We start from the raw sequence: 25,520 nt of genomic DNA, 5'->3' as shown, positions 1-25,520 counted from the left end.
TCAGGAGAGCAGTTGTTTGGAAGAAACTTTTTGTGCACCGGCATCAAGCATTTCGGTCCATGCTTCTGATACCGAATCTTCAATGTCTATACCCTTTACGGCATCTTCTACCACATGCACCTCAAATCCTTCTTTGAGTCCGTCAAGCACCGACCATTTTACACAAAAGTCCGTTGCTAATCCTACGGTATAAAGGGTGTCAATATTGCGCTGCTTAAGATACCCGGTAAGGCCGGTCGCGGTTTCATCATCATTTTCATAAAATGCCGAGTAGGAGTCGATATTCCTGCGAAATCCTTTTCGAACGATCAGTTGTGAGGGATCGGTATTCAGATCAGGATGAAAGTCGGCGCCGCTGCTGTCTTGTATGCAGTGGTCCGGCCAGAGCACTTGTGTGCCGTACGGCATTTCTGTGGTTTCAAAGGGTTCTTTGCCATCGTGCGAGGAGGCAAAAGAGGAGTGGCCGGCGGGATGCCAATCTTGCGTTTGCAGGACCACATCAAAAGTGGCGGATAAGTCGTTAATGGTTGGCACTATCTGATCTCCCTGCGGTACTTCCAGCGCTCCGCCGGGGCAAAAATCATTTTGCACATCAACAATGAGCAATGCATCCATAAGGATAAGATCTATTTATTTAACTTTTTGTGAAAGATTATCGCGTAAGTCCATCAGCTTTTTGCTAATACCTATCTTGTAGATATGAGGATTTTCGAACCGTTTATGTTCGGCATTAAGTCGCTCAAACCGCTGTCGGGCGTAGCTTGCGCTTTCGGCCACCGAAGGAGGAGTATTGAGCAGCTCTCCATTTCGGATAAAAGGTTGGAGCAGAGGTTCAGACTGAATTTCAGTTACATCGGTATGCTTGGCCGGATAATGGGGATGATAAATGATGGCAGGATCCTCTTCATGAGCAAGTACAATACCATCGCCCAAAAAGGTATCGCTTGCATTGCTGTACCGAAGTACTTTTTTACGCCCGGGCAGGGTGGTTTTTTCAATATTTTCAGAAATCTTTAGCTTGGGCTGCTTGTTGACGGCCGCCAGTTTGTACACCCCATCCAGGGCAGGGGTATCGTGACCGGTAACCAAGCGTGTGCCTACGCCAAACAGGTCAATAGGGGCACGCTGGTTGAGTAGGCTTTGGATAAGCCGCTCATCAAGCTGATTGGATACAGCAATTTTTACGTAGTCTAATCCTGCTTCGTCGAGCTGTGCCCGCGCTTTGCGGGAGTAGTAGGCTAGGTCTCCGCTGTCCAGTCGGATGCCTTTCATCTTATGTCCTTGTTCCTCAAGCTCTTTTGCCACTTTTATGGCGTTGGGTATGCCGCTGTTGAGGGTATCATAGGTATCAACCAGTAAGATGCAGTTGTCGGGATAATACCGGGCATATTTTCGGAAAGCAGTATGTTCATCTTCGAAGGACTGAATCCAGGAGTGTGCCATTGTACCACTGGGGGTAAGTCCTTGCGTGAAAGCTGAATAGACGTTGGAGGTTGCCTCAATGCCGCCGATAGCAGCAGCTTTGCTGGCCTGTATGCCTCCGAATCCTTGTGCGCGGCGCAATCCGAAATCAAGCACTTTTTTATCACCGGCTGCATACTTCATCCGAAAAGCCTTGGTGGCAATAAGCGATTCAAAATTCAGGATATTTAGCAGCAGGGTTTCAAGAATCTGGGTATGGATTATTGATCCTTCAACCCGTAGTGCGGGTTCTTGGGGAAATATAATTTCGCCTTCTTTGGCGGCATGAATAGTAACATTGAGCCGAAAATCTCTGAGAAAGTTCAGGAATTCTGGCTTAAATCCCTGTTCGGATAAATATGAAAGTTCATCTTCGTAGAATTGGAATCCATCCAGTATTTGCAACAGGTCAGAAAGGCCTGCAAACACTACATATCCGCCATCGAAGGGCAGGTCTCTGAAAAAATAATCGAAACAAGCTTGATCATCTTTGCGTCCGGATAGAAAGTATCCCTGGGCCATGGTAAGTTCATAGAAATCAGTGTACAGGGCAGGGCGTTCAAAAAGTGTGTGGTTGTAGGTATGTTGCCGATTCATTGGGATATATTGTCTCAAAATATTATTTGGTAAGATACATAATACATAGGTGAAGATTGAAACGTTCTTTTGGATTTACGGTGAGCTGCAGGATGTCTCATAGAAAAGAAGGATTTGTTGCAATCCAATAAAAATAAAATGAGGGATAAAAAATTTGTATTTTATGTTCCAAAATTTAACCGAAGGATATCTTTACGTTTGTGAGACATTGCAGATTACTTGGCCTTGCCACTGCGTCAGTTTTATTGGTTGTTTTTAGTTGTGCAACGCCCTCGTCACCTACAGGTGGGCCGCCCGATGAAGAGGGACCAAAAATTGTAAGGACTGAACCAGAAACAGGAACCACAAATTTTGATAAGCAACGGATTATCCTGCACTTTTCGGAGTTTGTTGAACGTTCCTCACTTCAGCAGGCCATCGTAATAGAGCCGGGAATAGGCATTAATTATGAGCTGGACTGGGGACGAAAATCTGTGGCTGTAGAATTTGATGAGGCTTTACCGGATTCTACTACCTTAATTTTGACAGTTAATACAGAGTTCAAAGACGTAAAGGGCAACAGCATGGCTGAGCCTTATAAAGTGGCGGTATCCACGGGGCCCGAAATTGATGAGGGAAGTTTAATTGGTCGGGTGCTCAACGCCCAGACCGGAAAGGGAAGGGATGGTGAGCGAATCCTGTTGTATCGAGAGCCGGTAGATTTAAGTGAGCAGGCAAACTATATTGCTTCTACTGATACTTCGGGACAGTTTCAGTTTTCGTATCTGCGGCAGGGACGATATAAAGCCTTTTGGGTTAATGATCGCAATCGCAATAAAATTTGGGATCGGGAGCAGGAGCGGGCCCAGCCATTTGGTAAAGAGTTTTTCTCATTGGATAAAGCAGAAACCGATACCATTGCTGCTATTTTTAAAACCCCTGTTGATACAACGAATCCTTCGTTACAGGGGGTAGGCTTGTTTTCATCTCAGCGATTACGGTTGCGATTCAGTGAAAATATCAGGCTCACCGATAGTACTCGTATTGCTGTAACGGATTCCACGGGTACAAAAGTAGGGGGCGGATACCCTTTATATATTAAACCCGATGAACAGTTTGTATTATTTGCTCATAGTAAAAATGCTTTATCCCCCTCCACAACTTATGATCTTGATGTCCGTGGTATTGTCGATGGTTTTGATAATCAGCTGACTGAAGTTTCAAATTCTTTTACCGGTTCCGCACAGAAAGATACTACGCAGCAGCGAATAATCGAACGAAATAATGTGTCGGGCTATTTCCCTGATGACACGATTAAAGTTACATATGCAAAACCTATTAAAAACGCTGTGATAACTGATTCGCTGGTTGTTATAGAGGGTAACAAAGAGGCGAAGAATTGGTCGGGGGTTAAGGTGCGGCGAAATAAATTACAGCTCAGTGCCAAGGAGGGATGGAAAGAAGGTGTTAATTATGAGGTTCGTGTCTGGGATCCTATTATAAAGGATTACCGAAAGTTAAGTCCCAAATTTTGGCACGATACGCAGATGGGAACATTAAATATTGTGACCCAGGATTCTACGCTCAAGGATGTAGAGGTACAAATTGTCAATGAGGAGTCAAATATCAGGCGCGACAGCCTTTTTGACGGGCAAGTAGAGATAGACCGTTTGCCTCCTCTAAATTATAAAGTAGTTGCATATCGTGATTTGAATGGAAATAATAAATGGGATTTTGGGCAGGTAGATCCATTTGAAGCACCCGAACCATATTTTATACAGCAAAAGGTACCGGTTCGAAAAAAAATGACCGGCGATTTGACGATCATCTTCCAATAGTTTTTAGAATTTTTACTGTCGATGAAGAAGGTACTTAAAAAGCTAACTCCTTTTATTAGCATCATCTTTTTTTGTGTAGCTCTCTGGTTCTTAGACCAAAAGCTACAGGAATATGAGCTTGCCGAAATTATGGCGCAGCTCCACCAAATTCCCAATCTGTATATATTACTTTCATTAGTACTTTGTTTTTTTAGTTATTTGTTGCTTACGGGATATGATGCGCTTGGTGTTGATTATATTGGTGAATCACTGGAGACCAGTAAGATCGTGCGGGCCGGTTATGTTGGCTATGCCTTTAGCCATAATATTGGACTGGCATTAATTACCGGCGGATCTATTCGTTATCGTATTTACTCGGCCTGGGGGTTTTCGGGCATGCAGGTAACTCAAATTGTGGCATTCAGCGCTTTTACCTTATGGATAGGATTCTGTACTGTAGCGGGGTTGGCGTTGCTTCTGGCTACACCCGACTTACCCGCGGATGTAGTTGTCCCCTTTGTTTCACTGCGGGTATTGGGCGGCATACTGCTGGTGATGGTCGTTGGATACGTATGGGCCAGTGCTAAATTTACCAAAGAGCTGACGTTTAGAAATTGGTCGTTTACTTTTCCTGATTTAACACTGGCGCTTAAACAAGTTGCTATTGCCTCGGTAGACTGGCTGTTGATGGCTTCTGTCTTGTTTGTGCTGCTGCCGGATGTGGGGATTAACTTTTTCGGGTTTTTGGGTGTGTTTATGCTGGCTCAGATTATAGGATTATTTAGCCAGGTGCCCGGCGGACTGGGCGTATTTGAGTCTGTCATGTTGTTGTATCTTTCTAATTTTATGCCGGGCTCACAGGTACTGAGTATCCTGGTTGTATATCGTATTATTTATTATATCCTTCCATTATTGGGCGCCTTGGTGGTGTTGGCATACCAAGAATATTTGGTGAATCGACATCGCGTACAGCGGTTTAAAGATAAGGCGACCAGCTGGGTGCCTCGAGTGATACCACAGGTAATGAGTTTTTCGATATTTATTGGTGGTGCTATCCTATTGTTTTCTGGAGCCGTACCGTCCGAGGTACCCCGCATACAGTGGTTACAACACTTTGTACCTCTTCCGGTTATTGAAATGTCCCACTTTTTAGCCAGCTTGGTAGGGGCTGCTATGTTGGTATTGGCCAGTGCACTGCAGCGCCGTATCGATGGGGCCTATCACATTACCATAGGGTTACTGGTTTTCGGGATTATCTTTACTCTTCTTAAGGGAGCTGATTATGAGGAAGCATCCATACTGGCTGTAATGTTGGTTGGGCTTATCCCATGTCGGGATGAGTTTCACCGAAAAGCATCTATCGTTGATCAAAAATTTTCGGCACGGTGGCTTACGCTCATCCTTATGGTACTAGTTGCTGCGGTGTGGCTGGGGGTTTTCTCATACCGAAACGTGGAGTACCAGCAAGAACTGTGGTGGAAGTTTAGCCTGATGGGAGACGCTCCCCGCTATTTGCGGGCTACCGTTGCTGCCATGGGGTTTGCTGTTCTTATGGGATTAGCAAAGCTGCTGAAACCAAGTCCGAAGCAAAAGCCAAAGCCGGATGAGGAACAGCTACAGATAGCATCAGATATCGCCCAAAAAAGTCACTCTTCTCTTTCCCAGCTGGTATTATTGGGGGATAAAGAATTGTTTATTAACGGTTCCAATGATGCTTTTATCATGTATAAGTCGGAGGGGCAGTGCCGCATTACGCTTGGTGACCCTGTGGGACCGGAAGAAAAAGATGAAGATATGATTTGGGCGTTTTATGACACTTGTATACAAAAAGGGTGGCATCCCGTTTTTTATCTGACGGACGATCGTTTGCTGGACTATTATATTGACCTGGGACTGACCTTATTTAAGTTGGGGGAACAGGCTCAAATTCCATTGCATACTTTTGATTATCAAAACGATACTGCAGATACAGTTGTAAGAAATTATTCGGATTTTAAAGATTCAGGTTTTGAGTATCAAATACTATCCGGGGCTTCATTACGGGAAAAAATGTCTGAACTTAAAATGATCTCTGATGCATGTTTGGATGCCCAAAACAGGGAGGACGTCGGCTTTTCTGTGGGACGATTTGACGAGCAGTTTTTGCAGCATTTTCCGATTGCTACAGTACAAAAAGATGGCGAGATATTGGCGTTTTCAAATCTCATAGGCAGTGCAGACCGCCACGAGTTGGCAACTGATTTGTTTCGGTATGATCCCAATATTGGCCATGGTATTGTCGACTATCTGCTTGTTAATATAATGCAATGGGGCAAGGCCGAAGGATATCAGCACTTTAATTTGGGTATGGCACCACTATCGGGGATGGAGATGCATGATTTTTCCCCGGGATGGAGTAACTTGGCCAGCTTGGTATATAGATACGGCGAAAACTTTTATGGGTTTAAGAAAGTACGCGCGTACAAAAATCAGTTTAATCCCAATTGGCAGTCCAAATATTTAGTTTGTCCCGGTGGTTTAGCCCTTCCTCGTATTATATCTAACCTTACTAATGTAGTTTCCGGCGGATTTTCGAAGCTGGTGATTAACAGTGATGAGCGAAAGTTTTGAGTAAGTCGGTTATATAAAACAGCATCGGCAAACCACTTACAGATGGCTGAAAAAAATGGCTCAAATTTTGTACATTAAAGAGTGAGAATTATCACCCTCAAAAGATTTTACCATGTCTGACGATTCAACTACTTCTCAAACAACAAAAGCTGCTACGGATAACGATACCAGCACAGGAAGTTCTGCCACTCCAGAGGTCTATGAGTCGGAGCATAATATTCGCTTTGTGACTGCAGCAAGTCTTTTTGATGGTCATGATGCCAGCATTAATATCATGCGGCGCATTTTGCAGAGTAGCGGAGCTGAGGTTATTCACCTGGGGCATAACCGTTCGGTGCAAGAGATTGTTGATTGTGCTATTCAGGAAGATGTACAGGGTATCGCAGTAAGCTCATATCAGGGCGGACACATGGAGTATTTTAAATATATGATTGAGCTGCTGGATGAGCGAGGTGCCTCTCACATCAACGTGTTTGGCGGCGGTGGCGGAGTGATTGTGGAAGACGAGATTAAAGAACTGCACGAGGCAGGAGTGTCGCGCATTTTCTCCGTCGAAGACGGTAGCGAAATGGGGCTGCAGGGGATGATCAACTATATGCTTGAGAAATGTGATTTCGACACAGCAGATGTTGAATCAGTAAATGCACGTGAAATTACTGATCGTAATCCCAAGACGCTTGCACGCTGTATCTCTGCTCTTGAAAACGACCACGATGAGATCATTTCTTTTGATGACGATCAGCTTTTTGATGGTGATGGCAATTTGATTGAATCCCGAAAAAATGGCCATCCTATTCCTCTTATTGGGATTACCGGTACCGGTGGGGCGGGCAAAAGTTCGCTGACCGATGAGCTTGTCCGCCGATTTCTGACTGAGTTTGAGGACATGAATATTGCGATCATTTCTATTGATCCCTCCAAGGTCCGTACTGGTGGTGCATTGCTGGGAGATCGGATTCGTATGAATAGTCTGGATCCCGAGCGAGTATTTATGCGCAGTCTTGCTACACGTGCAAGTAATAGAACAACAAGTAAGTCTATAAAAGGAGCTATTGAAGTTTGTAAGACCGCCGGTTTTGACTTGGTTATTGTGGAGACCAGCGGTATTGGTCAAAGCGATACTGAAATTGTCAACATCACGGATATCCCCCTGTATGTTATGACCAGCGAGTACGGTGCGGCTACCCAGCTGGAAAAAATTAATATGCTGGATCTGGCTGAAATCGTTGTGCTCAATAAGTTTGAAAAGAAAGGGTCATTGGATGCGCTCCGTGATGTGCGTAAACAGATGAAGCGTAATCGAGGGGCGTGGAACGCAGATCCTGACCAGATGCCGGTATATCCTACTATTGCCGCTCAATTTAATGATGAGGGGGTAAACAGGCTATTTAAATCCTTGGTAGATACAGTCAATTCGCACTACAGCTTGAGTTGGGAGACACAGCTTTATACCAGTCCCGAACCTGCTGAGGATATACAGGCTCAAGCCATCATTCCCGGAAAGCGTAAGCGATATCTGTCAGAAATATCCGAGTCCATACGTGATTATCATGAATGGGCTGAAAGACAGTCAGAAATAGCCGCTAAGCTTGATCAGGTATCGGGGACACTTGACCAGCTGGAACAGTGGTCACCGGATAATCAGGAGGACATGGAAGGTACACTCGAAAGCATGGAAGAACACTGGGCAGACAAGCTGGATGCCCGCTGCAAGAAAATCTTGGAAGAATGGGACGATCTGTACGAAGAGTACCGGCAAGAGTATGTGGAAGTACAGGTGCGGGACAAGACATTTAAGAACAAAATGTTTCGTGAATCGCTTAGTGGATTGGATATTCCCCGAGTTGCTCTTCCCAAAACTGACCATAAAGGAGAGCAGCTGAAGTTTGCACTCAAAGAAAACTTACCCGGCTACTATCCTTTTACGGCCGGGGTCTTTGAATTTAAGCGCGAAGGCGAAGATCCAACACGGATGTTTGCCGGTGAAGGTACACCCGAGCGGACCAACAAACGGTTCCACTATTTGAGTGAAGGTATGCCGGCAGCTCGACTTTCTACAGCTTTTGATTCAGTGACGCTGTACGGTGAAGATCCTGATCATCGCCCCGATATTTATGGGAAAGTTGGGAATTCAGGTGTCAGCATTTGTACACTTGATGACATGAAGAAATTGTATTCGGGTTTTGAGCTTACCTCTCGAAAGACATCTGTTTCTATGACCATTAACGGTCCGGCTCCCATGATCTTGGCGATGTTTATGAATACGGCTATTGATCAGGAAGTTGAACGTTATCTAAAAGAAAACGGAGAGTGGGAAGAAGCTAAGAAGAAGATAAAAGAATATTTCGATGAAAAGGGGGTAGAAGCTCCGGAATATAATGCTGAACTGCCTGAAAATAACGATGAGTTCGGATTGGGTTTGCTTGGTATTACCGGCGACCAGCTCGTTGACGAAGAGACCTATAACCGTATTAAAGAGGAGGCGATGTCGGTAGTACGGGGCACAGTACAGGCCGATATCTTGAAAGAAGACCAGGCGCAAAATACCTGTATTTTTTCTACTGAATTTGCCTTGAAGATGATGGGTGATATCCAGCAGTACTTTACGGATCACAAGGTGCGTAATTACTATTCGGTATCAATATCGGGTTACCATATTGCTGAGGCAGGTGCAAATCCCATTACACAGGCTGCTTTTACCTTGGCCAATGGCTTTACTTATGTGGAGTATTATCTGTCCCGTGGAATGGATATTGACACTTTTGCACACAACTTGTCATTCTTTTTCAGCAATGGACTTGATCCCGAGTATGCAGTAATCGGAAGAGTGGCGCGACGCATCTGGGCAGTGGCTATGCGCGAGAAGTACGGTGCCAATAGACGTTCTCAAAAACTAAAATATCATATTCAAACAAGCGGTCGCTCGCTACACGCTCAAGACATTCAATTTAATGATATTCGAACGACCCTACAGGCGCTGATGGCGATTTATGACAATTGTAACTCGTTGCATACCAATGCATATGATGAGGCTATCACCACGCCTACCGAAGAGTCTGTACGGCGTGCATTGGCCATACAGCTGATTATCAACAAGGAGATGGGGCCTGCTAAAAATGAAAATATTAACCAGGGTTCCTATTTTATTGAAGAGCTAACGGATTTGGTTGAAGAAGCCATTCTCACTGAATTTGACCGCCTGACTGAGCGCGGCGGTGTGCTTGGAGCAATGGAAAATATGTACCAGCGGGGCAAAATTCAGGATGAAAGCCTGCATTACGAATCCAAAAAGCACAGTGGAGAAAAACCAATTATCGGCGTTAATACCTTCATCAATGAGGATGCCGAAGAACAGGAAGAAGAGAAAGACGTTGACCTGATTCGCTCTACCAAAGAAGAAAAAGAGCAGCAGATTGAAAGCCTGGAGGCGTTCTGGGAGCGAAATAAGGATGAGTCTGAAGAAGCAATAGCACGGCTCAAAAAAGTGGCGCGCGAAAATGGAAATACCTTTAAAGAGCTTATGGAAACGGTGAAAGTTGCTTCACTGGGAGAAATCTCTGATGCGCTTTATGAAGTCGGTGGGCAGTATCGCAGAAATATGTAACAGGATAAGTTTGCCAACCTATCCTGTCATCGTGGATCGGGTGTTTGTTCAGCCTATATAGCCTAAGCTATTTCGGTGGAGTAGGGTTTGTCTCAGTCTGATCGTTATGATGATAGATCTTCAAACGATTTTTGATCTCCTGAGAAATTTTTAGGCTATACAATAATCCTTACTTAGCAGTTGCCAGCATTCCCAGCACTTTCTGGGCATCAGCAACTTGTGAGCTGTTACTGTACTCAGATATAACTTTTTGAGCATATTCTTTTGCTTTGGCATTATTACCGGCTTTTTGAAAAGCCTTAGCTGCTTCAAGATAATTGTAAGGGGTCGTGGCATCATTCACATTCCACTCGGCAGCTTTCACATAGGTATCAGCGGCTTGGCTGTGATTCCCAATGTCCGTCAGTACAACGCCTCGAAACGAAATAGGTCCAACGCCCATAATCCCTTGTGGCACTTCGTAATTTTCAAGATAGGTTAAAGCATTTTGGGGATTTCCAAGATTGAATTCACAAACGGCAGCATAATATCGTGCCAGATTTGCTGCATCAGTGATACTGTAGTTGTCAATAATTTGCTTAAAACCAACAGTAAAATCCTGTTCTGACCCCGTTAATGCCGTTTGGTAATCTTGGTTTAAATAGGCTTTTGTTGGGTTAGTCATTAGCTGCTGTGCTTCAGCTTCTTGGGCAGAGGTATAATAATAATATCCTATTGAACCTCCGATTATTAAGAGAATTGCAACAGCAGCACCAATTATTGCTGAGCGATTTTGATCATAAAAACTTTGTGCTTTAGAAAATGTATCAAGCAGAATATCGTGCTCTAATTCCTCTTTTACCTGTTTTTTACTCATAGTAACACTTTGTTAATCTTGTTTTTCGAAGTAGATGAAAATATCATTGGTTTTGCTTGATAGCAAAATTTAAAGTTCGTGCAGCTGACCTTTTGAAAGTTCATAAATAATGTCAGAACGTCGGGCAATATCCTTCTCATGAGTAATTAAAAGCAGACTGACGTCTTCTTCCTCACGAAGGTCAAAAAGTAGTTTCAATAGTATTTCAGTATTTTCTTCATCAAGATTGCCGGTAGGTTCGTCCGCCAAAATTAAATCGGGATTATTGATCAGTGCCCGTGCCATGGCTACCCGCTGCTGTTCGCCGCCGGAAAGTTGAGTAGGGCGGTGTTCAGCACGACCGGGTATGCCAAAGTCTTCTAACAAACCCCGTGCCCGTTTTTCAGTTTCATCTGCTGTATTTCCACGAATAAGGCTCGGCATCATAATATTTTCCAGAGCCGTAAACTCTGGTAGTAGATGATGAAACTGAAAGACAAATCCCAGCTTAGTGTTTCGGAATTCGGCCAGTGCCTTTTTATCCATTTCATAAATTGATTGTCCGTTCCATGATACGCTTCCTTCATCAGGTTGATCCAGTCCGCCTAAAATATGCAGAAGCGTACTTTTTCCGCATCCGCTGGCACCTACAACTGTAACAACAGAGCCTTTTTCAATTTGAATATTGGTACTATTAAGGATAGTAAGCTTCTCATTGCCAGACTTACTGTCGAACCTTTTAGTAATATCGTTGCCTTCTAAAATAATAGACATCAGAGATTAGCTTTCGAGATTGCTGGAATTAAAGGCAGGGTAAATGATAGGTTCAATATGTTCACAATTTGCCGTTTCTGTATCCACCTTTGCAAGAATTCCACAGAGATGATTGTTACCTTCGGCCAATCGGTAGCGGTGAGGGGTAGCCAGCTTAAAACGATTCATCGAAGTATTTTTATCCATGCCCAGTACAGAGTCAAAGGAACCGGTCATGCCTACATCACTAATATATCCCATTCCTTGCGGGAAAATTCGTGCATCGTGTGTGGGAATATGGGTATGAGTGCCTACAAAGACCGATATTTCGCCGTCCAGGTCCCAGGCCATTGCTAGTTTTTCGGCTGTAGCTTCAGCATGGAAATCAATAAAGAAGATATCAGCCCCATCATCCTTCATCCGATCTAAAACCCATTCTGCCGTCGTAAAAGGGTCATCGATAGGCTGCATAAAAGTACGCCCTTGCAGGTTCAATACGCCAATTTTTTTATCAGTACTAGGGATGTCATAAACCCCGAAGCCATAACCGGGATTTCCCTTGGGGTAATTCATAGGGCGAAGAATGTTGCCATCTTCTTTCATGTAGTCGAAGACTTTATATTTGGCAAATGAATGGTTCCCGCCGGTAATAACATGCACTCCAAGGTCGTAAAGCCGTTTTATAATTGACCGGTTAATGCCTTTGCCTTTATGCGAATTTTCACCGTTGGCAATTACGAAATCAGCTTCGTGTTTTTCAATAAGGCTGGGCAGGATCGTGTCAAGGAGGCTCAGACCGGGTTCACCGACAATATCGCCGATAAAAAGAATATTTATGAGATCTTTTGACATGCTTTATAAGAATTAGCGTATAAAAGCTCTGTTATTATTTAGAAGCGATAAAGGTAAGGAAAATAACGATGTTCTCAGAACTGAAATTGGCTAACTCTTGATCTCGTCGATGAACTCTTCAAGTGAGGCATTTACATCTTTCAATACCTTATCTTCTTGTTGGCTAAGCTCGCGATTTCGTTTTCGTTCTTCAAAAAGTTCTTCTGAAATACTGAGCGCCGCCAGTGTCATGACAGTAGTATCGGGCTGTTTCTTCAGCTCTTTTTTATATTGGCGAAACTTTTCGTCAACATACTGCGCTATACGTCGCATAGCCTCTTCTTCAGACTCATCAACTTTCAGGGGATACTGTTTGCCCAGTATGGTTACTTTAATTGATTTCATGATTCTTCGGTTTCTTGCTCAAGATGATTGTCAATTTTTGCAATCAGTCCCAATACCTGATGTCGCATCGAAAGCCGCTCGGATTCAGAAATGGCTGAATAGATATCCGTCTGGCCATCTTTGATTTCTTCGAGCTTAGATCGCAACTGCTTATTTTCTGCGTTCAGTTCTTCTATTTCATCTTTCAGCGCATCAATTTCATCCCGCAGCTGATCTAATAAGCTGTGAAATTGTTCCTGATATGGACTTTGATTTGAAAGCACGGCACCTAATTATGATCGAAGTTCAGCTGAATGGTTTTTCTCAAGAACCCTTATAATTTTATTAATTATAGGTTCTACATCGTTGATAGTCAATGTTTTATTTTTATTGAGAAAAGACAATCGGAACGCAATACTTTTTTTATTCTCACCAAGTGATTCATCCTCAAAAACGTCAAATACTTCTAAGTGTTTTAGCGATGTTCCGGCTGTCTCTTCGATATCGTTTAAGAGTGTGCCGGCTGTAATAGTGCTATCCACGATAACAGCAAAATCGAACTCAAAAGAGGGGAATTTCGAAACAGGTTCATATTTTTGCGGTGAAATCTCTTGCCGAATGTTATAAATTTGTGAAAGTGAGAATTCAGCTACAAATGCAGGATATTCAATTTCGTAATGGTTGCGCAGCTCATCACTAATTTTATATATCCTACCTACTTCAAGCTCTTCATACAGGTATTTTAGCTCGTTTGCATCAGTAGCAGTTGTTTCCAGGGAATCATAAACTTCCAGTTGTTCCAGAAAAGTTTTAACAGGTGCTTTAAGATCAAAAACTTCAAAATGTTTAGCGTCAGTTTTCCAGTGTTCTGTTGTTTTGAATCCCGCCAAACCAAAGAGGATGTTTGTTTCCTCTTTAATATTGGAGTGATAAGTCCCTTCATCTGCTTTGTTGAATACATTACCAACCTCGAAGAAGCGGAGTTGATCTATATTCCGATTGAAGTTGTAGGCAACAGAAGTAAGGAAGCCATATTGCAGTGAGGGACGTAAGGTTGTCATATCCGTAGAGATCGGATTTAGAGTATGGATCATATAGTCCAGGTCTCCCAGCAGTTCTGCGTCTGCTTCGGGCATAAGAGAGTTGGAGTAGATTTCGCGAAACTGTAGGCTTTTGGCAGTTTCTTTCGCCTTAGAGAGTAACTGCTCCCACTCTGTGAGGGGTTCGGGAGAAGTAAACTTGCCGTGTTTAGGACTTGGAATGTTGTTATAATCAAACAGACGACCTACCTCTTCAATAAGATCAACTTCGCGCTGAAGATCGGGACGAAAAGTAGGGATGGAGTACACAATTTCGGCCTCGTCTTTTTCTACAGTGGTGAGTTCCAAGCCATCCAATATATCCTCAATTTCGTTTATAGAAAATTCAGTGCCCAGCAATCGGTTAACGTATGATTTACGCAATCGAAGTTCATGGGACTCTGCCTTTACCGGATGTTGGTCTGTGCATCTTTCTACAATACTACCGTTGCCAAGTTCTGCAATAAGTTCAGCGGCACGTTCGGCAGCAATACGCTGCAGTTGTGGATCAACGCCCCGTTCGAACCGGTAGGAAGCATCGCTTTGCAATACCTGTTCTTTGGCAGTCTTTCGTGTTGTTGCGGGATCAAAATAAGCACTTTCGATAAGTACATTAGCGGTTTCATCGCTCACCTCTGAATCTACGCCGCCCATCACGCCTGCGATGGCAACAGGCTCTTCAGCATCACAGATAAATAAAGTGCCCGGTGAGCATGTTCGCTCAATATGATCAAGTGTTTCAAACTCTATTGCTTCTGCATAATCTTTGACTATAATTTTGTCACCTTTAATAGTATCGGCATCAAAGGCGTGTAAGGGTTGCCCCAGTTCAAACATTACATAATTAGTAATATCAACGATGTTGTTAACGGGACGTACACCAATTGCACGCAATTTGTTTTTGAGCCAAGAGGGTGATTCCTGGACGGTTATACCTTTTACCATTTTGCCCACATAGCGATGGCACTTTTTGGGCGCTTTAATATCAATTTTTATTTCTTCGAGTGGTTCTTGATTATCAAAATCAGTATCAAATGGTTTGTTTAATTCCAAGTCCAGTGCGGCAGCAAGATCGCGTGCCACGCCCAGGTGACAGGTTGCATCCGGACGGTTAGGGGTGATTTCAATTTCAATTACCGAATCCTCATAAAGATCGATAGCTTCATTGAGGGGAATACCAACTTCTGTATTTTGATCAAGCACCATAATGCCTTCATGGTCATCACTTATGCCAATCTCATCTTCGGCACAGATCATCCCTTTGGATTCCTCTCCCCGAAGTTTGGCTTCTCGAATGGTAAAGGGTTCACCATTTTCGGTTTCAATTGGCAAGGTAGTGCCAACCGTGGCTACCGGTACTTTTTGTCCTGCAGCTACATTATCAGCTCCACAGACAATTTGTACGGTCTCAGAGCCTGTATCGACTGTACAGACTTGCAGCCGGTCGGCATTGGAATGCTCCTTTACTTCATTGATTTCGCCCACAACTACGCCTTCAAGCTGACTGCCGTGGGATGTTATCTCTTCTACTTCAAGCCCAATAAGCGTAAGCTTTTCGGCGGTCTCTTCAGGCGATAAATCAAGATCGATAAATTCGTTAAGCCAGTTATATGAAATCTTCATTAGCTACAAATAATTTAAGTGGAACACGGGTAGGCTGATGCGGCAGATTTCCACAGGTATTTCAGGTGATTATCAGCCCAGTCCGTATTATCTGCGTTTTATTTAAAATATTAGTGAAATTGCTCTAAAAAGCGCACATCATTTTGGTAAAAGATGCGAATATCATCAATCTGATGCCGAAGCAGCGCAATGCGTTCAACGCCCATGCCCCAGGCAAAGCCGGTATATTCTTCGGGATCGATATCTACTGCTTTTAAGACATTGGGATCGACCATTCCGGATCCTAGAATTTCGAGCCATTTTCCATCCTTGTCATTATTGGGATTATCCCACCAGATATCCATTTCAAGGCTGGGCTCTGTAAAAGGGAAGTAGCCCGGCCGCAGACGATATTTAACCTCTTTGCCAAACATGAGTTTGACAAAGCTGATGAGCGTTTCCTTAAGTTCTGCAACGCTCACATCAGTATCAATATATAGAGCTTCAACTTGATGAAAGAGGAAATATGATTTTGGAGATACGGCCTCATTGCGATACACCCTTCCCGGCATAATAGCTCGTATCGGCGGTTCCTGTTGCTGCATTAGCCGAATTTGAACAGGAGAGGTGTGTGTGCGGAGTACCAAGTCCTGATCGTCCTCATTTTTTTCGACAAAGAAAGTGTCTTGTTCATCTCTTGCCGGATGATTGGGAGGGAAGTTTAATGCTGTGAAGTTGTGGAAGTCGTCTTCAATTTCCGGACCATCCGCTATTGAAAATCCCAGTCGATAAAAAATATTCTTCATCTCTTCCATTGTCTGTGTAAGGGGATGGAATGAGCCGGAAGGATAGGGCGGGGCAGGCAGCGTTACATCATCGGTAGCATTAATAGCAGATGCTTCTTGCTGTTTTAGTTTTTTTTCAGCAGTATCGAAAGTTTCCTGCGCCAGGTTTTTCACACTGTTCATGGCTTTGCCAACCTGAGCCTTTTGCTCGTTGGGAACTTCGCTAATCCGTGAAAACATTTCCTGGATTTTTCCATTCCGGGATAAAAACTCCAGCCTAAAAGACTCTAGTTCATCCTCATTATCGATGGAATATTGTTTAATTTTTTCTTCTAGGGATTCTATATCGTCGATCATGAAGTGTGAATCAGTCCAAACTTTTGTGAAGGTGGAATCTATTTAATTCGTGTTAATCCTTCAATGAAAATAAAAAGCCGATCCACCTGAATGAACAGGGGACCGGCTAAATATCTACGTACCGTAAATTATTGTTGTGCTTCTTCGACAATAGCGGTAAACGTATCCGGATCATTGACGGCAAGGTCAGCAAGTACCTTGCGGTTGATCTCAATATCTTTCTTGTTTAAGGCTCCCATCAGTCGAGAATAAGTAGAATCATTCTGACGGGCAGCAGCATTAATGCGTGTGATCCAGAGTTTTCTGAATTCTCGTTTTCGAACTTTACGGTCGCGGTATTGATAAAGCATACCTTTTTCGACCGTGTTTTTCGCAAAACGATAAACATTTTTCCGCTTGCCCCAGTAACCTTTCGCCTGTTTCAAAATTTTTCGGCGACGGCGACGGGAAGCCACCTTATTTCGTGATCGTGGCATTTTGTCTAATGTTTAAAAGTTAAAATTACGGTGTAATTAGCTATTAGGAAGCATTTGCTCGACATCTTTCTTCTTCGTTTTGTCTACTTTCGTAGGTTTGCCGAGTTTACGCTTTCTTTTACTTCGTTTTTTAGTGAGAATATGGCTTTTACCAGCCTTCTTGCGCTTAATTTTACCGGAAGCGGTTTTTTTGAAGCGCTTTTTAGCCCCACTGTGTGTTTTCATTTTTGGCATAATACAATACCTAATAAAATTTCTTCGAATTTAATGGATGCAAAGATAAGCATTTGAGCTTGAATATTAAACTCTAAAATGCAGGTAAATGTGATGTCATCACTTCAAAATGATGACATCACATAATATAGATCTTATGATGAACCTTTACCCATAGGAGCCAGCATCATAATCATACGGCGGCCTTCCATATTGGGTTTTGTCTCAATTTCGCTGACATCATCCAGCTCTTCGGCCAGATCTTGCAGAAGCTCTTCACCGCGTTCGGTATAAAGCATATCTCGTCCTCTAAATTGAACCGTAGCTTTTACTTTGTCACCGCCCTCTAAAAATTCACGGGCATGACGTGTTTTAAACTCAAGGTCATGATCATCCGTATTAGGACGAAATCGAAGCTCTTTTACCTCAACGGTGTGCTGCTTCTTCTTGGCTTCTTTTTCTTTCTTTTTCTTTTTGTACATATACTTGCCGAAATCCAGCACTTTGCAAACAGGAGGGTTTGCATTGGGTGCTACCTCAACAAGGTCGAGCCCGTATGATTCGGCAATTTCTAAGGCACGTTCTATAGGTACAACTTCGTGTTCTTTATCGGCATCCTCAGGGTAAATAACCCGTACTTTTGATGCTCGTATTTCTTCATTAGAATTGGGCCGATCATCGTTGCCCCGTGGTCGTCGTCTTCTTCTGTTTCTTGCGATAAGTGACCTCTATCTTTTATTCAAATTAATGCTAGTGGTTCGGTAAATCTTTGTTATCAATCTCATCAGTGAGATTAGAAATAAATTCAGAAAAATCAAAGGTGCCAATATCGCCTTCTTTATGGCGGCGAACCGAAACAGTATCGGTCGTTTGTTCATCTTCACCTACTATTAACATATAAGGAATTTTACTCGTTTCAGCATCTCGGATTTTTCCGCCCACTTGTTCGCTTCGTGTATCAACCTCTACACGCACATCGTGCTTTTTCAATGCAGAGGCACACTCGTAGGCGTATTCATTAAAATCATCAGAAATAGGAATAATCTGTACCTGTTTAGGTGCCAGCCAGACCGGAAAATCACCGGCAAAATGTTCGATTAATATGCTGGTAAATCGCTCCATCGATCCGAAAGGTGCACGGTGAATGATGACCGGTCGATGTTCACTGTTATCAGATCCTATATAGGTTAAATCAAAACGCTCAGGCATTACATAATCTACTTGAACGGTTCCCAGCTGCCATTTTCGTCCTATAGCATCACGAATAATAAAGTCGATCTTGGGCCCATAAAAGCTAGCTTCGCCGCGGGCAATGGTGTAGTCAAGATCCATCTCGTCAGCTACTTCTTTAATCTCTTTTTCTGCTCGATCCCAATATTCGGTATCGCCACCATATTTTTCCTCGTTGTCGTCACGGAAAGAAAGACGAATATCAACTGGCATCTCAAAAGTACCAAACACAAATTCCGTGAGGTCGATACAATTTTCGATTTCGCTTTTGAGTTGATCGTGCGTACAATAAATATGTGCATCGTCTTGTGTAAATCCGCGCACTCGTGACAGCCCGTTCAATTCGCCTGATTGTTCGTAGCGATATACACTACCAAACTCTGCCAGTCGCAATGGCAGATCGCGATAGCTGTGCAGTTTGTTCGAGTAAATCCTATGATGATGCGGGCAATTCATTGGTTTTAGCAGGTAGCCCTCATCATCAACGTCAATGGGATTATACTGCGACTCTCGGTAATAAGGATAGTGCCCCGATGTACGATAGAGATCCAAGTTACCAATATGAGGGGTAATTACTTCCTTATATCCTCGTTTTTTCTGTTCCTCTCGCAAAAAAGCTTCCAGTGTTCGGCGCAGAGTAGTACCATTGGGCAACCAAACGGGTAGTCCTTTGCCGACCATAGAATCGATCATATAAATATCGAGCTCTTTGCCCAGCTTTTTGTGGTCGCGTTTTTTAGCTTCTTCAACGCGCTTAATATATTGTTTTAGTAGTTTCTGCTTGGGAAAAGAGATGCCGTAAATACGAGTAAGCTGTTCATTTTCTTCATCTCCCCGCCAGTAAGCGCCGGCAAGGCTGGTAAGTTTTACCGCTTTAATACGTCCGGTATCAGGAATATGCGGTCCGCGACAAAGGTCGGTAAAATCACCCTGTTCGTAAAAAGTAATGTTGCCGTCTTCAAGTTCGCTTATCAGATCAATTTTATATTCATTGCCCGTGTCTTTATAAAATTTTAGGGCTTCTTCTTTTGATACTGGGCGGCGTTCGAATGTTGACTTCTTGCGCGCCATTTCAATCATCTTGTCTTCAATCTCTTCGAGATCATCTTCGCCTACCGTCTGGTCACCAAAATCAATGTCATAATAAAAACCGTCTTCGATGGGCGGGCCAATGCCAAACTTTGCATCGGGATAAAGTGCTTGTACAGCCTCTGCCAGCACATGTGCGGAGGAATGCCAGAACGTATATTTGCCATCTTCGGTATCCCATGTATTAATGGTGATAGTACCGTCCTGTTCAATAGGGCGGCTTAAATCCATAATTTCATCATCAAGCGTAATGCTCAGTGCTTCGCGGGCTAGTCCTTTAGAGATAGACTCAGCCACCGCTCGCCCCGTTGTTCCTTTGGGATATTCTTTTTCGCTACCGTCGGGAAAAGTTATTGTAATTTGTTCAGGCATTAACAGTTAAATAATAGTAATGAGGAATTGTGAGAAAAGCTTGTAAATATAAAAAAATAAGTGGATACCAACAGGTAAAATTTAGTAGGTGAAAAAACTTAAATTTTAAAAATATTTTAATTATTAATTTAAGAATTATAGATTTACAGCGACTCTTAATTCAATGGCTTGGGATTAGTTTTACATATATCAAATAATATATGAACAAGAAGGACATTTCTTTTTTTGACGATCAGCCCATATTTATCTTAGACTATAATTCTCATGACATCCTCGATGCCAACAATTCTGCAGTTGAGCTTTATGGCTATTCCCGGGATGAGCTTTGCGAAATGAATTTAAGTGACCTGGGCGGAAAAACACAACGCTATGAGTTATTAGGTAACCAAGAAAATGGCTCATCGAGCCGTGATGATATATGGGTGCATGAGAGCAAAGAAGGCGATAAATTATTTATACAATTTACCTCTCACGTTTTTAGTTATCAGGGAAGTCCCGTAACACTAGCTGTGGCACATGATGTTGCCTCTCAAATTGAGAAAAAAGAAGAGCGACGAACAAAGTACCCGAAAATATTTGCATATCAGGGCTCCTCACCGCTGGCAAAGATTACGTGGGATTCAGATTTGACTGTTCGCAACTGGTCAGAGAAAGCCGAAGAGCTATTGGGATGGTCAAAAGGCGAAGTGATTGGAAAGGGAGACTTTTTTAAAAAACTGGTTTATCCCGAAGAGTTAGAGATAGCACGTAATAAAATTGAGACTGCGGCAAAAGAACACAAAAGTTCATATACTTCTGAAGGTAAAGTCGTAACCAAGAACGGAGAAGTACTTAATAGTAAATGGTACAATTCTCTCATTTATGATGGAGATGGTAATTTATCCTCCGTGCAGTCACTTATTACGGATGTAAGCAGGCATAAAGAGTCGCAGGAGCTGTTCCGTACATTATCCGAAAAGACGTTGGTGGGAGTCTTTTTAATACAGGACAATCATTTTTTGCATGTGAATCCTCGGTTTGCTGATATCTTTGGATATGAGCAACAGGAAATTATTGATGATGTAACGCCTTTTGATCTTATCCATCCTAATGATCGAAGTTCACTAAAGCGTAATATTGTAGAAGAGACAAATGGCAATCCCCTGGATAATGAGTATGAAATTAAGGGTATTACCAAAGAAGGCCGTGAAATTGATATGAATCTTTACGGTTCCAAAATTAAGTACCGGGGGGATGATGCTATCGTAGGAACCCTTATTGATATTACCAAGAATAAAGAGGTGATGCGCAATTATCGCGCGAGCCTTGAGACTTTCCAAGATTTGTTTGACTCCATAAGCGATGCGATTTATATACAGGATGAGGAGGGTCGCTTCTTGGAAGTAAATCAGGGTGCAGTGGATATGTATGGCTATGAGGAATCATTCTATATCGGTAAAACGCCTGAAGTGTTGGCCGCGCCCGGTAAGGTGGATCTGGTAAAAACGCAAAATCATATTCAGAAGGCGTTAAATGGAACTCCCCAAAGTTTTAAGTGGTGGGGTAAGCGAAAAGACGGTGAAATATTTCCGAAAGAGGTTGTTGCTAATCCCGGTACCTATTTTGGTGAAGATGTTGTTATTACTATCGCCCGTGATATCAGTTATAGGTATAATGCCGAAGAAGAGCTGCGAAAGAATGAAGAAATGTTCCGGCAGTTATTCCAAAATGCGCCTATCTCCATTGCCTTGATGGACAAAAACCAGGAGGTTAGAAAAGTTAATACCTCCTTTCAAGAAACGTTTGGATTTAGTACCGAAGAGATAAAAGGGAAAAACATTGATACAGTTATCGTTCCGGAACAAGAGCGGAAGACTGCGGAAGGTATTTCAGAGGAAATATTTCAGGGAGAAGCGGCCTTCCATACGGGCAAGCGAGTGCACAAAGATGGTAGCCTGCTGGATGTATTGATTTATGGAGTACCAGTAAATGTAGATGATAATACTATTGCTATTTATGGTATTTACGTAGATATCACAGATCGTAAGGAGGCTGAAGAAAAGGTCAAAAAATCCCTCAAAGAAAAGGAAGTCTTGTTATCTGAAATTCACCATCGTGTAAAAAATAATTTAGCTGTGATCACCGGTTTGCTGGAGTTGCAAGCCTATAATACAGAATCAGCTGATGCATCGCACGTGCTAAAAGCTAGCCAGATGAGGGTCAATTCCATTGGCCTGATCCATGAAAAACTTTATCAAAACGAAAACTTATCTGAAATATCTTTTGGGGAATATTTAGAAGAACTTGTTGACGAAATTTTGGCTTCTGTTGATGATGAACCAGTAGATGTTTCTGTTACGATTGATGCTGATCCCATTAATATGACAATCGGTCAAGCTATACCTTGTGGTCTTATTTTAAATGAGACTATTACGAATGCTTACAAACATGCTTTTATAGATCAAGAGGAGGGTAATATTAAGGTTTCTATCCATCTTGACGGAGAGAATATAGTTCTTTCCGTAGAAGATGATGGTAGTGGCATGCCCGAGAATGTGGGACTAGATAAAGGACAGTCTCTTGGATTTCAGCTAATTAATACTTTATCTACCCAAATTGATGCCGAGGTTTGGTTTGATGAAAAGAGAGAAACCGGCTCGCGGTTTATGCTTGAATTTGAGCTTGAGAAAGATGTTGATTTCAGTTCTGCTCGCTAAGAAGGTCTTCCATCTCTTTCATTGTACTGCCATACTTTTCCCAGTCACCATTTTGTAGTGCCTGTCGCGCTTCATCCCACAATTGCTGAAGTTTCGAAATTGTTTCGGCCGATGCAGAGGATACAGATTGTGCAGGCCGGCTGGCAGCTGTGTCAACAGGTGCAGCAGCAATACGTTGTCGCTTTTTGCCGTACAAGGCCTCAATCGATTCCCAAAGCGTAGGTTGCATGGCAATCTTATCTCCGGAGGTGGCGATGACCCGCTGTAGTTGGGGTATATCTACACCTTCGGCAATAAGAAAGACCGGCTCTACATAGATGAATGAATTTTCGATAGGAATGACCATCAGGTTGCCGCGTATTACACGCGATCCACGCTGATCCCAAAGTGCTAGCTGACGAGAGATTTCGGTATCTTGGTCGATCCGTGCTTCAATTTGGGCCGGACCCAGTATAAGACGTTCTTTAGGTAGTTGATATACCGATACTTCTCCATAATTCGGATCATCAGAATTTGCTGCCATCCAGCCAATCATATTGTCCCGGTTATTTGGAGTAAGGGGACTGATAAGAAGGTACTGAAGCTCCTGTTGGCCAGGCAATTTGGTAAGTACATAGTAGGGTTCCATCTTGATGGAGCTGCCGCCGTACTTTTCATTGGGACGCGTCCACAGATCTTCGTTATTGTAAAATACCTGCGGTTCGGTCATATGATATTCATTATACTTTTCGATTTGTGCTTTAAAATAATGAATAGGATAGCGTACATGCTGCTTGAGTGTGCCGGGCATTTCGGACATCGGTTTAAACATCTCCGGGAAAATATCGCGATAGACATTTAGTACAGGATCTTCCTCATTGGATACATAAAAGTCAACCGAGCCGTTATAGGCATCTACCACAACTTTTACAGAGTTGCGGATATAGTTATAATCGTTGTTGTAAGGTTCGGAATATGGATAATCCGCAGAAGTGGTATAAGCATCCTGCATCCAGTATAATTTGCCGTTATCGAGCACAATGTAGGGGTTATCCTCGAGCCGCAGGAAGGGCGCAATACGTTTTACACGATCCTGAATACGTTTCCAGAAGATTACCTTACTGTTATCATTGATATAATCAGTAAATAGGATATTCATGTCTCCAAAATGCCAGGCAAAAAGCAGTTTGGAGAAAAAGCTGCCGATATTTACGCCGCTGCTTCCTTGGTAATTGGCATACACATTTTTATCTCCCTGTGGATAGTCAAGCTCACGCACATTGGTGTTTACAATTTTATAATCAGCATTGTGTTCACCAAAATAGATAGCAGGTTTATCAACATTGAGTCCCATATCGCTTACCGGGGGAATATCTTTGATGGTAAGCCGAGGGTCACCACCTTGTGAGCCTTCCTGTGCTACGGGACTCATAACCAGTCCGTAGCCGTGAGTATATTGCAGTCGCCGGTTAACCCATGTATTGGCTTGTTCCGGTAGCTCTTCCGAGAGCTCACGAGCTGCTACCATCATTTGCATATACCCCTCATCGGTTTGATAACGATCTACATCAACATTAAAGAACTGGTAATAAAGTCGAATTTCCTGCAGTTGTCGATAGGTTTGTATAAGCAGCCGTGGATCCCAGAGCCGGATATTCTCAATAATTTGTTCATTTTTTTGGATGGTTGGCCAGCTCATCTTCTTGGCCGGTTGCCCGCTATATGATTGTGTTTTCATTTCGTCCAGCTTATAAGCCTTGCGGGTTTGAGAGATACTGTGTTTGATATATGGCTTCTCAAGCTGAAGCTCACTGGGTTCTACTACAAATTGCTGTATCATCCCGGGAAGTAAACCACTTCCGACTACACCAATGATTATGGTGGTAATACCACCAACAAGTAGCCATTTGATACGGTTTTTGTAGAGTTGGTAAAAAGCAAAAACTGCTAAAATGAAGCATAGAGCAGATAGAATCCACAACACCGGCATCCGTACATTAATATCGATGTATCCGGCTCCATAGACGGCTCCATTGCTGTTGTAGAGCAGGTTGTACCGCTCCAGGTAGTATCCCCAGCTGAGCAACAGCAGCCAAACACCCAAATTGATGCTAATATGCTTTTTAATGTTTGCAGGTGCTGTTATGGTTTTGCCAGAACTTATCGATAGCGCACCTGCATATACGTATAGAATAATAGTGGCAATTGTCACAAAAAATACCAGGGAGGTAAGGCTGGTCTGGATAAGCTCAATAAAGGGAAGGCGAAACAAGTAAAAGCCAATGTCATGGCCAAAAATCGGGTCAAGCTGTCCTACTGTTTCATTCCAGTGGAAGCGGAAGTATGTATCCCAGCGCATAAAAAAGGCCAGTGAAAAGAAACCGCTGATAACTGCACCAACACTGTAGAATGTGTTTTTTATTTTTTGAGGATTAACTTCATCAAGTTTGAGCTGTGCCAGCGGAGACTGCCCAAAATGCATGGTGCTGAAATTGTTACCCAGCGTCCTCATGTTCGGTAGTACATAAAGAAGCGATACAACAAGAGCAGCACCAAGCAGTAATACCTGCGTAATTTTTATTGTCCAGAAAACCTGACTGAAGCCAAGATTCTCGAGCCAGAGTAATTCTACGATCCAGTCAGAAGATATGCCCACCAAACCTAATAGGATGAGGAAAGGAATAAGAATCCAGTAAATTTTTTTAGTAATACCATTGCCCATAATCGACAGTAATTTAGTGAGGATAAACGTATCGGTAACTTTTTACAAG

Annotated in this window: 18 protein-coding genes; 4 read left to right on the top strand and 14 right to left on the bottom strand. The window is 42.9% G+C overall.

Annotated features, from left to right (window positions below; genetic code table 11):
- On the bottom strand, positions 1-615 hold the full coding sequence (gene pncA, locus LX73_RS03545) for a bifunctional nicotinamidase/pyrazinamidase (protein WP_148898089.1): 615 nt from the start codon (positions 613-615) through the stop codon (positions 1-3).
- 15 nt (positions 616-630) lie between these two features.
- Entirely contained in the window at positions 631-2,058 is a 1,428-nt protein-coding gene (locus LX73_RS03540; RefSeq protein ID WP_148898088.1) for a nicotinate phosphoribosyltransferase, read from the bottom strand.
- 200 nt (positions 2,059-2,258) lie between these two features.
- Between LX73_RS03540 and LX73_RS03535 the strand changes: the two genes are divergently transcribed.
- The 3 genes from LX73_RS03535 to LX73_RS03525 all read left to right on the top strand — a co-directional run bounded on the left by LX73_RS03535 (position 2,259) and on the right by LX73_RS03525 (position 10,068).
- Entirely contained in the window at positions 2,259-3,875 is a 1,617-nt protein-coding gene (locus tag LX73_RS03535; RefSeq protein ID WP_170245570.1) for an Ig-like domain-containing domain, read from the top strand.
- A gap of 21 nt (positions 3,876-3,896) precedes the next feature.
- Entirely contained in the window at positions 3,897-6,464 is a 2,568-nt protein-coding gene (mprF, locus tag LX73_RS03530) for a bifunctional lysylphosphatidylglycerol flippase/synthetase MprF (RefSeq protein ID WP_148898086.1), read from the top strand.
- Between the two features lie 112 nt (positions 6,465-6,576).
- Positions 6,577-10,068: a methylmalonyl-CoA mutase family protein gene (locus tag LX73_RS03525; protein ID WP_148898085.1), complete on the top strand. Its 3,492-nt coding sequence runs from the start codon at positions 6,577-6,579 to the stop codon at positions 10,066-10,068.
- A 169-nt stretch (positions 10,069-10,237) separates the two neighbouring features.
- Here LX73_RS03525 and LX73_RS03520 read toward each other — a convergent pair whose 3' ends face one another.
- The 11 genes from LX73_RS03520 to thrS form a co-directional block, all read right to left on the bottom strand.
- Positions 10,238-10,924 carry a tetratricopeptide repeat protein gene (locus tag LX73_RS03520; protein ID WP_148898084.1) on the bottom strand — a complete coding sequence of 229 codons (687 nt, stop codon included), beginning with the start codon at positions 10,922-10,924 and terminating at the stop codon, positions 10,238-10,240.
- 69 nt (positions 10,925-10,993) lie between these two features.
- Positions 10,994-11,677, bottom strand: a complete 684-nt coding sequence (locus tag LX73_RS03515; protein ID WP_148898083.1) for an ABC transporter ATP-binding protein — start codon at positions 11,675-11,677, stop codon at positions 10,994-10,996.
- 6 nt (positions 11,678-11,683) lie between these two features.
- Positions 11,684-12,508, bottom strand: a complete 825-nt coding sequence (locus LX73_RS03510) for a TIGR00282 family metallophosphoesterase (RefSeq protein WP_148898082.1) — start codon at positions 12,506-12,508, stop codon at positions 11,684-11,686.
- A gap of 90 nt (positions 12,509-12,598) precedes the next feature.
- Positions 12,599-12,892: a cell division protein ZapA gene (locus LX73_RS03505; protein ID WP_148898081.1), complete on the bottom strand. Its 294-nt coding sequence runs from the start codon at positions 12,890-12,892 to the stop codon at positions 12,599-12,601.
- The gene (locus LX73_RS03500) at positions 12,889-13,155 is read right to left on the bottom strand and encodes a restriction endonuclease subunit S domain-containing protein (RefSeq protein WP_148898080.1); all 267 of its coding nucleotides are present in this window, start codon (positions 13,153-13,155) and stop codon (positions 12,889-12,891) included. The genes LX73_RS03505 and LX73_RS03500 overlap by 4 nt, the downstream gene beginning before the upstream one ends.
- Positions 13,156-13,164: 9 nt before the next feature.
- Complete coding sequence (pheT, locus tag LX73_RS03495; RefSeq protein ID WP_148898079.1) at positions 13,165-15,573, bottom strand: phenylalanine--tRNA ligase subunit beta; 2,409 nt, start codon at positions 15,571-15,573, stop codon at positions 13,165-13,167.
- Positions 15,574-15,683: 110 nt separating this feature from the next.
- Positions 15,684-16,694, bottom strand: a complete 1,011-nt coding sequence (gene pheS / locus LX73_RS03490) for a phenylalanine--tRNA ligase subunit alpha (RefSeq protein ID WP_148898078.1) — start codon at positions 16,692-16,694, stop codon at positions 15,684-15,686.
- Between the two features lie 128 nt (positions 16,695-16,822).
- A complete protein-coding gene (rplT, locus tag LX73_RS03485; RefSeq protein WP_148898077.1) occupies positions 16,823-17,170 on the bottom strand; it encodes a 50S ribosomal protein L20 in 348 nt (115 codons plus the stop codon).
- Positions 17,171-17,206: 36 nt separating this feature from the next.
- Entirely contained in the window at positions 17,207-17,404 is a 198-nt protein-coding gene (rpmI, locus tag LX73_RS03480; protein ID WP_148898076.1) for a 50S ribosomal protein L35, read from the bottom strand.
- 134 nt (positions 17,405-17,538) lie between these two features.
- Complete coding sequence (gene infC / locus LX73_RS03475; protein ID WP_148898075.1) at positions 17,539-18,102, bottom strand: translation initiation factor IF-3; 564 nt, start codon at positions 18,100-18,102, stop codon at positions 17,539-17,541.
- A 31-nt stretch (positions 18,103-18,133) separates the two neighbouring features.
- The gene (gene thrS / locus LX73_RS03470; protein ID WP_148898074.1) at positions 18,134-20,074 is read right to left on the bottom strand and encodes a threonine--tRNA ligase; all 1,941 of its coding nucleotides are present in this window, start codon (positions 20,072-20,074) and stop codon (positions 18,134-18,136) included.
- A gap of 200 nt (positions 20,075-20,274) precedes the next feature.
- Here thrS and LX73_RS03465 point away from each other — a divergent pair, with 200 nt between their 5' ends.
- Positions 20,275-22,770 (top strand): PAS domain S-box protein, encoded by a 2,496-nt coding sequence (locus LX73_RS03465; protein ID WP_148898073.1) that lies wholly within the window; start codon positions 20,275-20,277, stop codon positions 22,768-22,770.
- On the opposite strand, the gene LX73_RS03460 is transcribed toward LX73_RS03465, so the two are convergent.
- The gene (locus tag LX73_RS03460) at positions 22,754-25,471 is read right to left on the bottom strand and encodes a UPF0182 family membrane protein (RefSeq protein WP_148898072.1); all 2,718 of its coding nucleotides are present in this window, start codon (positions 25,469-25,471) and stop codon (positions 22,754-22,756) included. The two genes, LX73_RS03465 and LX73_RS03460, sit on opposite strands and share 17 nt — an antisense overlap.
- Between the last annotated feature and the right edge of the window lie 49 nt (positions 25,472-25,520).

It is taken from the genome of Fodinibius salinus (genome assembly GCF_008124865.1).
GTDB classification, from domain to species: domain Bacteria; phylum Bacteroidota; class Rhodothermia; order Balneolales; family Balneolaceae; genus Fodinibius; species Fodinibius salinus.
This window is presented reverse-complemented; position numbering and strand designations above follow the sequence as displayed.